This is a genomic window from Pseudoalteromonas porphyrae (assembly GCF_001298125.1).
Classification (GTDB): Bacteria; Pseudomonadota; Gammaproteobacteria; order Enterobacterales; family Alteromonadaceae; genus Pseudoalteromonas; species Pseudoalteromonas neustonica.
Map to the genome: position 1 here is coordinate 290,718 of NZ_LHPH01000004.1, position 15,922 is coordinate 306,639.

At 39.3% G+C, this 15,922-nt stretch carries 12 protein-coding genes; 8 read left to right on the forward strand and 4 right to left on the reverse strand.

Features of this window, described 5'->3' with window-relative positions; genetic code table 11:
- Positions 1 to 568 precede the first annotated feature (568 nt).
- A complete protein-coding gene (tyrA, locus tag ADS77_RS05610) occupies positions 569 to 1,702 on the forward strand; it encodes a bifunctional chorismate mutase/prephenate dehydrogenase (RefSeq protein ID WP_054453324.1) in 1,134 nt (377 codons plus the stop codon).
- 265 nt (positions 1,703 to 1,967) lie between these two features.
- Here tyrA and ADS77_RS05615 read toward each other — a convergent pair whose 3' ends face one another.
- Both ADS77_RS05615 and ADS77_RS05620 read right to left on the reverse strand, forming a co-directional pair.
- Positions 1,968 to 2,375 carry a phosphate ABC transporter substrate-binding protein gene (locus ADS77_RS05615; protein WP_054205162.1) on the reverse strand — a complete coding sequence of 136 codons (408 nt, stop codon included), beginning with the start codon at positions 2,373 to 2,375 and terminating at the stop codon, positions 1,968 to 1,970.
- A gap of 10 nt (positions 2,376 to 2,385) precedes the next feature.
- Positions 2,386 to 3,531 (reverse strand): porin, encoded by a 1,146-nt coding sequence (locus ADS77_RS05620; RefSeq protein ID WP_054453325.1) that lies wholly within the window; start codon positions 3,529 to 3,531, stop codon positions 2,386 to 2,388.
- Between the two features lie 363 nt (positions 3,532 to 3,894).
- Between ADS77_RS05620 and ADS77_RS05625 the strand changes: the two genes are divergently transcribed.
- The 5 genes from ADS77_RS05625 to ADS77_RS05645 all read left to right on the forward strand — a co-directional run bounded on the left by ADS77_RS05625 (position 3,895) and on the right by ADS77_RS05645 (position 12,818).
- Entirely contained in the window at positions 3,895 to 6,117 is a 2,223-nt protein-coding gene (locus tag ADS77_RS05625; RefSeq protein WP_054205164.1) for a TonB-dependent receptor, read from the forward strand.
- A 154-nt stretch (positions 6,118 to 6,271) separates the two neighbouring features.
- Entirely contained in the window at positions 6,272 to 8,065 is a 1,794-nt protein-coding gene (locus tag ADS77_RS05630) for a flavin monoamine oxidase family protein (protein WP_054453327.1), read from the forward strand.
- Positions 8,052 to 9,821 (forward strand): thiamine pyrophosphate-binding protein, encoded by a 1,770-nt coding sequence (locus tag ADS77_RS05635; RefSeq protein WP_054453329.1) that lies wholly within the window; start codon positions 8,052 to 8,054, stop codon positions 9,819 to 9,821. The genes ADS77_RS05630 and ADS77_RS05635 overlap by 14 nt, the downstream gene beginning before the upstream one ends.
- Positions 9,818 to 11,521, forward strand: a complete 1,704-nt coding sequence (locus tag ADS77_RS05640; protein WP_235575713.1) for an FAD-dependent oxidoreductase — start codon at positions 9,818 to 9,820, stop codon at positions 11,519 to 11,521. Before ADS77_RS05635 ends, ADS77_RS05640 begins: the two co-directional genes overlap by 4 nt.
- Before the next feature lie 622 nt (positions 11,522 to 12,143).
- The gene (locus ADS77_RS05645; RefSeq protein ID WP_054453333.1) at positions 12,144 to 12,818 is read left to right on the forward strand and encodes a hypothetical protein; all 675 of its coding nucleotides are present in this window, start codon (positions 12,144 to 12,146) and stop codon (positions 12,816 to 12,818) included.
- Positions 12,819 to 12,846: 28 nt separating this feature from the next.
- On the opposite strand, the gene ADS77_RS05650 is transcribed toward ADS77_RS05645, so the two are convergent.
- The gene (locus tag ADS77_RS05650; RefSeq protein ID WP_054453335.1) at positions 12,847 to 13,215 is read right to left on the reverse strand and encodes a hypothetical protein; all 369 of its coding nucleotides are present in this window, start codon (positions 13,213 to 13,215) and stop codon (positions 12,847 to 12,849) included.
- 99 nt (positions 13,216 to 13,314) lie between these two features.
- On the opposite strand from ADS77_RS05650, the gene ADS77_RS05655 reads away from it, so the two are divergent.
- Together ADS77_RS05655 and ggt are read left to right on the forward strand one after the other, a co-directional pair.
- Entirely contained in the window at positions 13,315 to 13,860 is a 546-nt protein-coding gene (locus ADS77_RS05655) for a GNAT family N-acetyltransferase (RefSeq protein ID WP_054453337.1), read from the forward strand.
- A gap of 74 nt (positions 13,861 to 13,934) precedes the next feature.
- Positions 13,935 to 15,605, forward strand: coding sequence for a gamma-glutamyltransferase (gene ggt, locus ADS77_RS05660; RefSeq protein WP_054453339.1), 1,671 nt, complete (start codon positions 13,935 to 13,937; stop codon positions 15,603 to 15,605).
- Positions 15,606 to 15,629: 24 nt separating this feature from the next.
- Here the strand turns inward: ggt and ADS77_RS21550 are convergent, their stop codons facing one another.
- Entirely contained in the window at positions 15,630 to 15,791 is a 162-nt protein-coding gene (locus tag ADS77_RS21550; protein ID WP_167349696.1) for a phage integrase N-terminal SAM-like domain-containing protein, read from the reverse strand.
- Positions 15,792 to 15,922 lie beyond the last annotated feature (131 nt).

Here is a 15,922-nt window from a genome sequence, read left to right on the forward strand (position 1 = left end):
GTTTTGGTTTTTTAGTGACAAAGAATAAGTTAGATATTATACCAATCGGCTTAAATATTTAACCATTCTAGCGGACTAAATAAAGCGCTAACTGCGTTAGTAATTTTTCATGTACGACTGCATGGATGCAGGAGCTAGAGCAATGCAGGAGCAATTGCCGAGAACAACACCATGTCAAAATTTCTGCCTTGTTATCACTGTACTTATCTTTCGCTATAAATGGTCATTAACTTAACACGATTGGTATTAGAGATCAGGCACTACCATTCTCATATCAGTCCAAAAATGTTTAATTATTTTATCGGTTGGGTAATGTAGAATTACTGATAATCCGCCAAATAAAGTTATAAGCCCTAAGGTGAATGCCTAAAGTCGATTAGCAAGCGGTGACCACAACAGACAGCTTATAAATTACAACTCATAGCTCCCAACTCCCAACTCAAATCACATTCTTTTCTTTATTTAACCTTTTAACAGTTAACCGATCCTGTTAGTATTTATTGTATTGATTAGTTTACTTTTATGTAAATATAAATATACAAAATTACATTTTTGAGGTGTATAGAGCGTGGCGAATATTAAAGATTTAGACCAGTTAAGAATAGGTATTGATGAGTGCGATACACAGCTGGTTGCATTGCTTGCTCGGCGTAATAGTATTACCCAAAAAATTGGTGAAATTAAGCAGCAAACAGGTGCCCCTTTACATGCACCAGAGCGTGAAGCCTCTTTGTTAGCGGCCAGACGCCAAGAAGCAATAAAGCAAGGCGTTAATCCTGAGCTTGTTGAAGATATTCTTAGGCGTATGATGCGAGAAGCTTATCAGAACCAACAAGCTAAATTGGCATGTAGTGCCCCGCAGCTATCACCTATTGTTATTGTTGGTGGTCAAGGTGCAATGGGGCAGCTTTTTGCTCAGCAATTTATTCGCTCTGGTTATGAAGTCAGGATCCTTGATAAAGATCAGCAAACGAATGCACAAGAAATTTTAAAAGGCGCAAAACTGGTGATGATCAGTGTGCCTATAAACGCCTTAGAAACGATAGTTAGAGCATTACCAGCACTTGATAATGATTGTTTATTGGTTGATATAACATCGGTTAAGCAAGCACCACTAAGTGTGTTGAAAGAGGTACATAGCGGGCCTGTAGTGGGTTTACATCCTATGTTTGGTCCTGATATTTCTCACTGGGTTAAGCAAACGGTGGTGGTCTGTGAAGGGCGTGAGCATCAAGTTGCGCAAGGATTATTATCTCAGCTGCAAGTGTGGGGCTGTCAGTTAGTTGAACTTGATGCTAAAAAACACGATGAAGCTATGCAAATTATTCAAGTTATGCGCCATTTAACCACCTTTGTTTACGGCCAGTTCTTAGCTAAGCAAGGCCATACACTTGAAGAATTGCGAAGTTGCTCGTCACCAATATACCAATTAGAGTTAATGATGGTAGGGCGCTTATTTGCACAATCACCAGAGCTTTATTCCGATATTATGTTAGCACAATTTGATAATGTAGCGCCGTTACTTGCACAGTATCAAGAGACATTTGCGAGTACGTTAAAAAAGCTCAAAGCGGGTGATAAAGTTGGGCTAATAGATTCATTTGCTGAAGCAAAAGAATATTTTTCAGATTCAACCGCGCACTTTTTAACCCAAAGTCGCAGTTTGCTCAATAAAGCTAATGACGCAAAAGTACTTGATTAATAAAACGTTTAAAAAATACCAGTCAGTTAAACTGACTGGTATTATACCCAAGCCACCTCAAGAAGCAGCAACGATGAGAGTAAGTCTCTGTGAAACGCCCAACGGGTTGGTTTTAAAGCGATTTAGACTGCGTTACTTTTATAAGGAATTGATTTTAATAATAGAACCACTATTACTTGCAATCAATGCCTTGCCTAAATCGCTTTTAATTCCAACTAAAACTCGCATCTTGAGGTGGTTTGGGTATTTTACATACGCTTATATTTTAAAATGTAGCAATTACTTTTACAGCATCGCTTACTTTCGCGCTGTCAATATAACCAATAGAATCGGCGTTACTTACTACAAAATCAATAACTGCTTGATCGGAATCTAGTTTCTCTGGCGGTGTGCCTTTACCAGTAAAAACAAGCTTAGACCAATAAGCATTTAGCTGACTACTTGATTTGCCAACAACCTTGTTATTAAACTCATCAACAACACTGTTACCGTTTTGATTTACGGGGTTAACCTTTACACCATCGGCAAATGATTTGCTTTTACCTAGGTAGATTTTTTTTATCTCATTTTTGTCTAATGAATTGCTATTACTTGGGTTTACTATAACTGCAACATCAGCAAATGCTACAAAAGAGCAGGTTGAAATTAGGCTCGCTAAAATTAGCTTTTTCATTTTTATCCCCTTAAAAAACTAAATCTACAGCAACGGCAATAACGTCCGTTTCAGTATCTGTAATGTCATTTTTAAAACGGCTAAAATCTACTTTTAGCGCCGCTGATGGGTGGAAATCATAACGAGTGCCTATCGTGTAAACAGTGCTTTGTGCTTTAGTGCCCAAAAGTGCTTGGTTGATAGCGCCATTAAGAGCAGGGATTTGAGTTATTTTATCAAAATCAGCGGCGTCATGTTTATCGTCATTGTTCTCGTAGGTGAAATGCACAATAATTTCATCCATACGATAACCAACAGAAGCATAATATTGCGACTGTTTTGCTAATATACTGTTTTCAACTTCAAGTTGAGTATATTCAGCGTCAAATAGTATGTCGTTATAATCAATTGAAAAACCAACACCGATAAATGTTCCATCATCTTCAGAAATCGCAATATCATTTGCTTGTGTTACTAACCCGTTATCACGCAGTGTTTTCTCAAGGCCATTTAGAGCTTGGCCTGTAGGCTCTTGATCACTTAGGCCAATAGATGTTTCAGCAACAAGGTATGCTGCACGGGCACTGAACCAATCATATGATAAAGTCCAGTTAATGCCTGCTATGTCATTTAGCTCAGCTTTATCGTTATAAGTAACAACTCCAATATTACCATCAAAGCTGCCATAAATAATTTGTAGAGTTGAGTCCCAGTCACCTAGCTGTGATGTGTGCAGCAGGCTAAGGCCTTCGTATGTTGAAAATGGAATATTGTAAACAGATTGAGGTGGTCTTACCCAACGATATGCATAGCCAACATCTATAAAGTCAGAATAACGATAAAAAGGCACACGCATTTTACCTGCACTGAGTTGCAGCTCATCGGTAAATTCGTAAGTTAAGTAGGCCCATTCAAATTCCGCATTGAAGTCATTTTCACCACGGGCAACAATTTGTGCTGTTGCGCTCAATTTATCTTGTAAGTCAGCAGATAACTGTAATGCAAAGACACTCTCATTTTTGAATGAAATATCATTGTCATATTCATACAAGGTTGAATCGTTATCTAATGTTTTTCCGCCAACTATTGATGCAAAACCGTTTATGCGAACTTCAGCGTTTGCATAACTTGTTACGCACGCGCAGCAGATAGCGACAGCTAAGGATAGCTTTTTCATATGTGTGTCCTAGGTGTTTAGTATGTTGATTTCGACTACATTATAGAATGAAAGGGGTAAATTATCGAATGTTATGTTTTATTTTATCTTATGTATGTTGTTTTTGTTCTTGTAATGGGTAAATAATCTGTAATTTGTTTTTTTTAGGTTTTATAAATCCTATTTGCGAATGGTTTATTATCATAATTAATGAAATGTTTAACTAAAGTAATAAAAGTGACGACTTACATTAAATTTATACACAAATTCACAATACTGTCATATAATATCCTTCCAGAGGAAAGGTGCTTATTTAAGCATCTTTTTTTGTGCCTGATATTTAAAACAGCGCAAACACACACACGGTATCCTTTGGAGAGAATTTTGAAATTACGTAACCTTTCACAGTTAAGCTTAGCAATAATTGCCACTTTTGCGACTACAACTTATGCTCAAGATGAAAAAACCACTGCAAAGCAGGATGCTTTTGAGAAAATCGAAATAACAGCACGTAAGCGCACCGAAAGTATTTTTGAATCCCCAACAGCGGTGACTTCAATCGGTGAAGATCTTATCGATAAAGCCAATATGAGTAATCTTGAAGACATAGGTAAATATGTACCTAACCTAAATATTACTCGTTATGGTGTGGGTAATGCAGCCCATGCATCTGTTTTTATTCGTGGCATAGGCTTACAAGATCACATCATCACCACAGATCCTGGTGTTGGTGTATACCTAGATGGCGTTTACCTAGGGCGTCAAATGGGTTCTAACTTGTCATTACCAAACGTTGAGCGTGTGGAAGTGTTACGTGGCCCTCAAGGGACTTTATATGGGCGTAATACATTAGGTGGCGCAGTAAATATCATTACAAAACAGCCCGGTGATGAAGGTATTTTAACAACGACAGCAAAAGTGGGCTCTCGTGGGCGCATCGCTGGCGATGTGTATTTTAATAATGCATTGACTGATGAGCTGAGTATGTCTGCCAGTGCATCTTACAAAAAACGTGATGGTGTAGGTAGAGCAATTAATTTAGCCAATCCTGAAAAAGAAATTGGCGAAGAACAAGAAACGAGCGGGCGCGTTGCACTAAAATGGCAAGCAAATAGTGATTTTTCAATGGTTTTCTCATTGGATGCTGTTGATAATGAATCGGGCCAATCACCTTACACAATCGAATTAACACAACCATTAGATGCAAGCGACCCTTTTAATGGCGACTTCCCACTATTAACAGCTGACATGCTACCTGCAAATCCAGATGATTTAGCATCAACGGTAGCAGGTATTGAATCAACGTCATATTCAGGTTGGGGTACATCGTTGAGTGCTGATTGGGCGATTAACGATATTTACTCGGCTAAGTTTATTTCAAGTTATCGTACGTCAGAATATGATGGCGGTTTGGATGATGATGCAACGGCGCTTAATTTATCAGAATTTCCAGAAGAGGGTGGCGCGGATCAATACTCGTTTGAAATTCAATTAAACGGTACATTTGCGGACATGGACTTTGTATCTGGCCTTTACTATTTCAACGAAGATGGCTTTACACGTTCAGGTCCTTTTGTATTTAGTCCTTGGAATACTCCGAATGGTTTATTAAATGATGGCGTATCAGCATCATTTGGAGACTACGGCTTCTTTGACGTAAACCAAGAAACCAACTCATATGCAGCGTATATAAATGCAAGCTATGACTTAACTGATGATTTAAGCATTGGTGGTGGTCTTCGTTATTCAAAAGATAAAAAAGCAGCGAATGCGGTATTCCCAAGTTTTTCTGAGCGTAAATACGTAACCGCTGATTTTGATGCAGTAACATGGGATGTAAACGCATCTTACCAACTTAGCAACAACATGAACGTATACGGTCAAATTCAAAAAGGTTATCAAACAGGGGGCTTTCCGCCTCGTCCATTTGGTGGGCCTGATCAATTTGTACCGTTTGATGAAACTAAAGCAATTAACTACGAGCTGGGTTTAAAAGGCCAGGTACATGAAAATGTATCTATGATGCTTGCTGTGTTTGTAACTGATTACACAGACTTGGCATTACCATTTTCTGATCCAACGGCTGGTGGTGGGTTTGTAACAATTGTTGAAAATGCAGGTGCTTCAAAAGCACAAGGTATTGAGCTTGAAACAACTATCGCAATTACAGATGATTTCACTATTCGCAGCGCCGTTGGTTATTTAGATTCTGAAATTACAGAGGTTGATGCTGGCGTACAAGGTATTGGTATCGGAGATTCACCGGCATTAACACCACGTTGGACTGTAATGGTTGCGCCATCTTACTTTGTTGACTTAAGTAACGGCGGCACAATTGCACTTAATGCTAACTATTCATACCGTAGTGATATGCAAGGTCAGTCAGTATTTAACCAAAGTGAGCAAATTGATTCGCGTGAGTTAGTCGGTTTTAATATTTCTTACCTTAATGCTTATGGCGATATGGAAGTGACATTATACGGCGAAAATGTGCTAAACGAAGTTTACGATGTAGGTCGTCTGCAACAATCGGGTTTTGTAGGCGTGATGCGCAGTAATGACCGCAGTGAATTTGGTATTAAGTTTAAGAAAGATTTTGAGCTTTAATTACTAAAAAATCTGGTTTAAACATTAAAAGGTAAGCTTAGGCTTACCTTTTTTTGTGAATTTATAGTCGCAGTTCATTTTGTAATAGCGTGTAATAGAACTCGTAATTCTTTTTGACTAGCCTTAGCTTAATTTAGTTAAGGAATAAACAATTATGAAGAACGAACTTGATATAGCAATTGTTGGTGGTGGCGTGTCTGGTGTTTACAGTGCGTGGAGGCTACAACAGCATGAAGGCAAAGCAAAACGTATAGCATTATTTGAATACAGTGACCGCATAGGGGGACGTTTATACAGTAAAACACTGCCCGGGTTACCGAATGTAGTTGCTGAGTTAGGGGGAATGCGTTTTATTCCTTCAGATCATGTCATGGTTAATGCATTAGTTAATAATCTGAACCTGAAAACGCAAGATTTCCCAATGGGTTCTTCTTTACCCATGTATCCTAATTCAAAAGATCCCGCTTTGAAAGATGTAAAAGCGGGCAGTGAAAATAATCTTTTTTATCTGCGCGGTCAATATTTTCGTTACCGAGATTTTGCGCAGTGCCCTGATAAAATACCTTATAATTTAAACGCATCTGAACGCGGCTTTGGCCCTGAGGATTTGCAAGTTAAGGTGATGAACTTAATTTGTCCTGGTTTTGCTGACATGAGTCTGTGTGAGCAAATGAAAGTGAAAGTATTTGGCAAAGAGATTTGGAAGTATGGTTTTTGGAATCTACTTGAGCGAGTACTAAGTAACGAAGCCTATTTATTTATGAAAGAGGCTGGCGGGTACGATGCTAATGTTGCTAATGCAAGTGCAGTTACTCAGCTTCCCGCAACAGAATACAGTGATGACACTGAGTTTCTCACTCTTACTGATGGATTCCAGGCACTGCCATTAACACTGTGCGCGCAGTTTAAAGCGTTACCAAGCTGTTTAGCCGAAGATGACAAAGTGAAAATGAATAAACGGTTAGTGAAAATTAACTATTTGGATGATCCTGATTATCGATATGAATTAATATTTCAATCAACGTGCACAGATCAATATGGCAAAACAGTTGATGACTTAACCGTCACTGATCTGGAAATTGTAAAAACGAAACGGTTAATTTTGGCAATGCCAAGACGTTCATTGGAGCTTATTGAGTCTGAATTTTTTGCTGATCCATGGTTAAAAGAAAATATCCCCTCAGTACTTATACAAAAAGCGCTAAAAATGTTTATGGCTTACGAGCAGCCTTGGTGGCGAAGTTTAGGTCTAGTTGCAGGTCGTTCAGTGACCGACTTACCAATTAGGCAAACATATTATATGGGAACAGAGTGCGACCAAGCAGGCGGTTTACCAAATACAAATTCGTTATTGATGGCGTCATATAATGATATTGGCTCTATCCCCTATTGGAAAGGCTTAGAGTCTGGTGAGTTATATTCTGGTTACACACCAAGCTATGGATGTGAAGGTTATACCCCACAAGAAATAGTCCCTAAAAGCCAATGCCAAATAACCACTGGCATGGTGGAAGCTGCACACAGACAAATAGAAGCGCTTCATGAGCAAAAAGAATTAGCGATGCCGTATTCGGCCATTTACCAAGATTGGGGAGACGCCCCTTATGGCGGGGGTTGGCATGAGTGGAAAGCAAATTATCGTTTAGATGAAATTATGTGTCGTATGCGCCACCCTGTTGATAAAGAAAACATATATATTATTGGTGAGGCGTACTCATACGAACAAGGCTGGGTTGAAGGTGCATTAAATACAGCAGAATCAACACTCGAGGAGTTTTTTGATTTACCCACACCATGCTGGTTAGATCAAAAGCATAATTATCTACCTGTTAATTGCAATAAGACCTGCAAAGATCAAAGTGAAAAAGTGCAGCCTAATGCAAGCAGTAATACACTTAATGAAGTAACGAAATTTGCGTACGAAGGAATTAACCATGAGTACCAATAATTTTACGGTTGCTGACTATTTATTAACGCGCTTAAAAGAGCAAGGTCTAGAAAAAATATTTCAAGTACCGGGTGACTATGTACAGGAGTTTATGAGCGCACTTGATAAGTTTGATGGTATTGATGCGGTTGGTGACATAACGGAGCTAGGTGCAGGTTATGCGGCCGAAGGTTATGCTCGTTACAGAGGAATTGGCGCAGTATCGGTGCAATATGGAGTCGGTACATTAAGTGTTATAAACGCAATTGCAGGCGCCTATGTAGAAAGAAATCCTGTGGTGGTGATCACGGCTAGCCCATCAATTGATGATCGAAAAATTATCGCTGATACAGGCGCATTATTTCATCACTCAACGGGTAATTATAATTCAAACCAAGTCATATTTGAAAGTGTGACCGTGGCAAGTGAAATACTGTCAGATCCTGAGATGGCTCCAACTATTATAGATGCAGCATTAGCGTGTGCAATAAAAGAAAAAAGGCCAATTTACTTAGAAGCTTGGCAAAATGTCTGGGGGGCAGAATGCAAAGCACCCATGCAACCGCTGGTTATTACCGATTCACCAGCTAACCTAGGTATGCAAAAAACATTACTACAACAGACCATACAAAAGCTAGAAAGTGCAAAACAGCCAATAATTATGCTGGGGATAGAGATCGCAAGGTTAGGCTTACAAGACAAGGTAGAGTCACTTTTACATTTACTTAATATACCTTATACCACAAGCACATTGGCTAAATCGGTGATCAGCGAGCGAAGCGAAATTAGCCATAAATTATTTGTAGGCACCTATGCAGGCGAAGCCTCATTACCTGAAACGTTCGATTATGTGTCGCAATGCGATGCAGTTTTAGCGCTTGGGGTCATTTTTACTGATGACTACATCACGATGCTGACAAATCAAGGCTCTGATCTAATAAGAGTCAATATGGATGGTGCGCTTGTTGGTAACAGTGATCACTTTATTCATACCAGCCTAGCAGTATTTATTAATGAATTGATTGCGCATTTTTTGTGTTCATCAGCAGGCTTTAACGTGACGTTTTCAAAGCCCGACAATTTTGGCTTCAATGCACTGCCGCTCACTAAGCATAGCGATTTGTGCAGCCAAATTAGTTACGAAAGCTTCTTTGCTTTTTATCAACAAGAGTTAAATGAATCGAGTCCCTTAAAAAGATATAACCTTATTTTAGGTGAAAGCTCATCACTTTATATGGCTGCAAGATTGATTGGCATAGAAAAAAATCACTTCGTCAGTGATGCCGCATGGGGATCTCTGGGACATGAAACAGGGTGCTCTTTAGGTGTATCACTTGCAAATGATAACCGTAGTATTGTAATTGCAGGGGATGGCGGGTTTATGATGATGTGCCAGACACTTTCAACGCTGAGGCGTAATCACTGTAATACCGCTGTATTTGTAATGAGTAACGAGGTTTATGCTATTGAGCAATCATTTGTAGATATTTGCGCATTTACACCTGAAGGAAAATTTGCTCCTTTTGATGAATTACCTTCTTGGGATTACGAAGCGTTAGCTCAAGCTTACGGTGTTAAATATTTAAATGTCAATTCAGTGGCAAATCTACAAGATGCATTTAATATTTTATATGAAAATACATCAGCGCCTTACCTCATTAAAGTTGATATTGCACGTGATGATTTAGCGCCAGCAATTCAAACGCTTGCAGAGTCAGTAACCGGTCAAAAACGTGACGAGTGTTTATGTCACAAGGATAATAAAGGGAATATATGATGAATAACCAAAATACAGTTCATGAAGTTTCGCAACAGCCGCACGAACAGCTAAAAAGCGCCCAGAGCCTGATGGCAACTTATTGGAATAATACGCTAAGGTTGGTTCAAGCACTTAAGTCTTTGGATTTTAAAGATGATCAGCTGCTAACTCAAGCATCCCCATCAGTGTCTGAAACTCCAGGGTTAACAGGGTATCAAGCGCAAACCCTTATATTTAATACTCGTTTACGATTCAATCCTGCTGTTATTATAATGTGTGAATCAACAAAAAATGTAGCACAGGCATATAAGCAAGCTATTAGCTTGAACTTACCGATCCGCGTTCGTTCTGGTGGACACGACCATGAAGGGGAGTGTACGGGCACCGATGTGATTTTATTAGATTTGAGCCGATTAACAGATTTTAACGTTGATAAAGTTAACGGCGACTATATTGCTAGTATAGGCTCAGGTTATCGTTTTTTTCAGGTGGTGCCAAAGCTAGCTGATAATAACCCGCCATTGACAATACCTCATGGTACATGCGCAACAGTCGGTTTAGCTGGTTTTATTCAAGGCGGAGGCTGGGGACCATGGACACGTAGCAAAGGGATGTGCTGTGAGTCGCTGGTGGGGGCTACTGTTGTATTAGGTAACGGTGATATTGTTGAAGTAAACGAAAAATCCCATCAAGCTTTATTATGGGCATTACGTGGTGGCGGCGCCCTAAGTTACGGTATAGTGACCAACTTTAAAGTAAAAGCATTTGAGATCCCAGAAGAGATCCATCGCTTTGTAATAAACTGGAATACTAATGACGAGCATGCGCAACTCTTGCCCACGTTTGAGCTTTTATCGCAATGGGAAGACGTTATAAATAACGCAAGTACCGATATGCTGGTCGGCACTAATTTAAAAATTAATGCAGTTGCTGCTGAGCACGCGACAAGTGAAGTTAGAAAGTTATGCCACCCGAGCTCTATGTACGGCTATTGGCAGGGAAGTTGGCAGGCACTAGAAGAATTTGTAACAAACAACTTTAGCAATAGTACACCAGTACACCAAGGTACAGATACAAAAGCTAACTATAACAGTGCATTAATGAGTAATTGGTCACGAAACTCCCTTTACGATGTACTAAAGAATAAAATGCACGTAGGTAATTTAACGAATACCGATGGCATGCCATTCACTCCTGACTTTGATGCACCTGCACCACATAAATTAACATCTAAAGTTGTGAAAATTAGTGGTCTAAAAAAAGAAGGGAAAGATCAGTTAATTCAGAGTTTAACGTCAGATTTAATTAATGCGAAGAGTAGTGATTTAGGCCTGTTTAGTTACGTTACGCTCGGTGCTATAGCAGGTCCTTTCTATGATGAAATAAGCGAAGAAGAGCCAAACGCCCGCGTTGCATTCCCTTATTCAAAATCTCAGTACACTATTCAATATCAAACATGGTGGAATGAGTCGGTTGAGTTAAAAGAAAAAGGCCAAAATAATGAGGTCTACAATTATATCAATAGAGCAATGGACTGGATTGAAGTAAGCCGAGAGACACAAATTAATGGAACTGAGGGCGCGTTTATTAGCTTTAAAGACAGTGCAATCCCAACAAAAACGTACTTCCTTGGTAGTTATCAGCAACTTATTGATGTAAAAGAAGCATATTCAAAAGACTCTTTTAATCACCTAAGGTCACGTAAAACGATTATTTAATTTGGTCGAACCAAGTTTTATTTAAGCACTAAAAGCGCTGGTTAGCTAAAATGTCATTTTTGTTTTATTACAAAGCAAAAGTGGCATTTTTAACATCACATATCCCCAAATAATTGACGACCATAATATTGAAATTTTACTTTCGTTTATCCATAGAATCGCCATGTTAAGTATCTAGGGCGTGTTGACCTTTCGTGATTGATTTTGCAGCAGTCTATTTGGTATTTAGGCAAGGCAGCGCCTATGGTGTGTGGTTGCTCCCCATAAATAGGCGATAACGCAGTATAAATGCCAAACATGCGCTGCCCAAAGGGTTCTTCCTAAGGGTGATTAACTCTTTGTTACCTGCATAGAGGGTAACAAAGAGGTGTGAGCAGGACGCGGAAGCTTTGCTCGATTTTTACTTATTCTCACATGGATGTGAGCCAGTAGAATAACGCAGGAGCAGTTATCGAGCCCACTCGATTACAAACCTCGCGCCTCGATTAAATCGCCCCTAGATTGAACAAATTTCAATCCACAAAGGTCAACACGCCCTAGCTTTCGTATGCTTATTTTATATTTACAGTCATTGTATTGAGAGAATATAGTGACGATATAAAAAATAAGGATCAGCATTAAAATGGAACATACGTTTTATTTACTCACGCGACAACAACAGCACGCTTTTCAATTAAAACTAGCGGGGTTATTTATTGTAGGCAACCTCGTTTTAGCAGGGTTGTTTTTTATGCTCTCAGTTTTATTTTTATCAATATTTGCTGTTTCAATCAGCCTTTCTGTATTTGCACCATTTATTGACATACCCAGCGGAATTAAAGCGGGTAGCCTTAAATATTATTCACCCTTGTTGATTGGTGAAAAAGTAAAAAATGCACGTTTGGTGCTACATGGCGGAAGTTTATTTGATTACTATTTTGTACTTGATTCAAAAGATAGCGCGCAGCAGCGCACTAAACAGGTATTTTCAGGCTACATTGAAGGGCTATTAACGCTGATAAGCGAGTATGAAAACCATCAGCCAACACACATTACTTTAAAAGCATCGAGTTATATTATTCATCCGCGAACAGCTAATAAACTCGGTTTACGCCAAGTTGAAACAGATCCGCTGCAACGTTTTATATTGTATTTTAATTTTATAAATTTAAGTTGTGCAATGTCGTTGATCAAAGGCAAATTCACTCTTGTTAATATGAAAAAAGTGTATACGTTTGAAGGGGATCTTGATGTGTTGATCACTAAAAAACAGTATTTAGTTAAGTTACAACAACGGATCAAAGGGCTAGGTGAATAAACACATAGCCCACAAGGAAAATATGTTATTAGTTGTTTTTCTCTTGCTCGCGTTTTTCACGTGCTTCACGTAATTCAGCTGCGAGTTCTTGCGCTTTTTGCTTGGTTTTCTCAGTGAGTTCACCAGCGGCTTCTTTACTCTCTAACCATGCATCAAGAGCGACTTCTTTACCGTCATCATACATATCTAGGCCTAACTTTTTACTCTCACTAAGTAGCTCATCAAGCGATTCACCTTTAAATTCGTTAGTGGTTTCTTTTACATCATTCCATGCATCGGTGAGCGCTTCTTGAACGTCGGCTTTTGCTTCAGAGGCATCTTTTTTTACTTCGTTAGCATCTTCACAACCAGTTAATGCTACACAACCTAATAAAACTAAACTTGCTAATTTGTTCATATTTGTTCTCTAATAAAAGGATTGAAGCCTAAGAGTTTTTATCTTAGGTACGGTCATTATTAATGACAACGCAATAACAAGCAATATACAGGTAGAAAAATGAATATACCCCAAACAGCACGACTTAATTTTAAATTAATGGGCGAAAGAGATGCTCAGCTACTATTTGATTTAGACAGCGATCCAGATGTAATGCGCCACCTCACGCGTGGTAAAGTAAGCTCAATGCAAATGATTAAAGAGGTATTTATCCCTCGCTTGCAAGCCTACACTAATCCAGATAAAGGCTGGGGCTTATGGCAAGTAAATATTACTGACACTAATACATTTATAGGCTGGGTGTTGATACGTCCTATGGGATTTTTTACAGATGAGTCAAATTTTAGTGATATAGAAATTGGTTGGCGATTTAAGCAACTAAGCTGGGGAAAAGGATACGCAAGCGAAGCGGCTAAAGCAGTGGCAGAAGTCATAGAAAAACAAGCCGGTGTCACCGCATTGAGTGCAACAGCCCTAAAAGACAATATTGGTTCAATTAAAGTAATGCAAAAACTAGGAATGCAGTTTATTAAGCAATACATTCATACTGACGAAAATGGTGATTTACCAGCGGTACTCTATCGCAAAAGTATTGAGATTGAGTAATCGTAGTTTGACCGTATCACGCACAGAGTGTATTAATTAAATAATTAAAAAATAAATACAGCAAGGAATTAATTATGTTTTTAGGTGCTAGGCATTTACTGCTATTGAGTGTAGTAGTTATTCAATTACAAATGAGCGTGTTAGCAAATAATACCAAGCTGGCTCAAGCGGCCGTTGCAATGCCAGATAGTTATAGCAGTGATACGGCACGTGTTATTTTAGAGCTTGGCGGAAATGCTGTAGATGCCGCAATTGCAGCGCAGTTTGTGTTAGCCGTTACTTTACCTGAGGCCGGAAATATCGGCGGCGGTGGCTTTATGTTGATCCAAAAAGACGGCAAAGGAGACTTTATTGATTACCGCGAAACAGCACCCAGCGCAGCTCACCGAGATATGTACTTAGATAAGCAAGGTAACGTCATTACTAATAAGTCAGTATACGGGATCCATGCCAGCGGCGTTCCCGGAAGTGTTGCAGGCATGTGGTTAGCGCATCAAAAACACGGCACACTCAATTGGGACGTATTAATTGAGCCAGCAGTTAAGCTAGCCGAACATGGATTTATAGTGCATCCAAAGCTTGCTAGTAGCATAGAGCGTTATATTGCACGGATGGCTAAAAAAGAGGTATCTATTAACTTTGCTGATTATTTCTCCAGTGCTAAGGCGAATAAAAACTTCAAACAACCAGAACTAGCAGCCACATTAAAGCGTATTCGTGATAAAGGCCAAGCAGGGTTTTATGAAGGTGAAACAGCAAAAATTATTGCTGACTTTATGTCTGAGCACGGTGGCATTATTACACAAGCAGATCTAAAAGCGTATCAAGCTAAATCAAGAGTCCCTATGAAATCAGCGTGGAATGGTTATGAAGTACTTACTTCGCCACCACCCAGCTCTGGTGGCATCGCTATTTTACAATGGCTTAAAATGTATGAGTTAACAAAACCTGCGAAAGGGCTGGAGCATAATTCAGTAGGGTATATTCATTTATTAGCCGAAATAGGCAAACGCGTGTTTGCTGATAGGGCAGAGTATTTAGGCGATCCTGACTTTTTTGATGTACCAAAAGCGGCGTTAATTGCCAGTGATTACCTTGAAAAGCGTAGCAGTACGATAACGCTAGATAAAATATCAACGACTGAAAACATTCAACCCGGTTTATATGAAAGCGAACAAACAACACACTTTTCAATTGTTGATAAGTGGGGCAATGCAGTATCGAATACCACCACGATTAATTTAGGATACGGCAGTGGCGTAGTGGTCGCAGGCGCAGGCTTTTTACTTAACGACGAAATGGACGACTTTAGTGCAAAACCAGGGGTAATGAATGTATTTGGCGCGCTCGGCGGCAAAGCCAATGAAATACAGCCCCATAAGCGTATGCTCAGCTCAATGACGCCAACCATCTTACTCAAAGACAATAAAGTAAAAATGGTCACTGGCTCACCGGGTGGCACCACGATTATTAGCTCAGTGTATGAATCTATTTTAAATGCGGTGGAATTTAATATGAGTGCAGAACAAGTGGTAAACAGCCCGCGTTTTCATCATCAACTTTGGCCTAAAAACGTGATCCGTCATCACCCTGGTTTAGATACAGAGGTTGTTAAAGCACTTGAAAAAATGGGCTATACACTCAATGAGCGCCGTTTTGGAGATATGCACGTGATTATTGAACGCAACGGCAAACTCGACGCAGGCTCTGAAGCATCAGGGCGCGGAAAAGCGGTGGTGTTTTGAGGTAGCAGCGGTAAGCGGTAAGTTTTAAGGTTGCTCGGTTTCAGTATCTTCCATGGAGCTTGAATGTTGCATATTATTAAAACGGATATAGGCAGCTATCCAAAACAGATAAGCTTCAATAGTGCTCTTAGCATACCGCTTGCTATACATATGATCTTTAATCATGCTTAGAAAAAGAGATTTCATAAATAATATTCAACTTCCAAATTGAACTGTATGTATAGGGCTATGTTGTAGTTGAGTGTGGGTATTAAAAATTCATATCATAATGCCTCTTTTATCCATGTTTGATCTGAATACTCAGTGTTATCTTCCAT

Coding starts and splice junctions, on each gene's coding strand:
- ADS77_RS05615 (WP_054205162.1), bottom strand. CDS start 2,375: ATGAAAAAGCTAATTTTAGCGAGCCTAATTTCAACCTGCTCTTTTGTA.
- ADS77_RS05620 (WP_054453325.1), bottom strand. CDS start 3,531: ATGAAAAAGCTATCCTTAGCTGTCGCTATCTGCTGCGCGTGCGTAACA.
- ADS77_RS05630 (WP_054453327.1), top strand. CDS start 6,272: ATGAAGAACGAACTTGATATAGCAATTGTTGGTGGTGGCGTGTCTGGT.
- ADS77_RS05635 (WP_054453329.1), top strand. CDS start 8,052: ATGAGTACCAATAATTTTACGGTTGCTGACTATTTATTAACGCGCTTA.
- ADS77_RS05640 (WP_235575713.1), top strand. CDS start 9,818: ATGATGAATAACCAAAATACAGTTCATGAAGTTTCGCAACAGCCGCAC.
- ADS77_RS05645 (WP_054453333.1), top strand. CDS start 12,144: ATGGAACATACGTTTTATTTACTCACGCGACAACAACAGCACGCTTTT.
- ADS77_RS05650 (WP_054453335.1), bottom strand. CDS start 13,215: ATGAACAAATTAGCAAGTTTAGTTTTATTAGGTTGTGTAGCATTAACT.
- ADS77_RS05655 (WP_054453337.1), top strand. CDS start 13,315: ATGAATATACCCCAAACAGCACGACTTAATTTTAAATTAATGGGCGAA.
- ggt (WP_054453339.1), top strand. CDS start 13,935: ATGTTTTTAGGTGCTAGGCATTTACTGCTATTGAGTGTAGTAGTTATT.
- ADS77_RS21550 (WP_167349696.1), bottom strand. CDS start 15,791: ATGAAATCTCTTTTTCTAAGCATGATTAAAGATCATATGTATAGCAAG.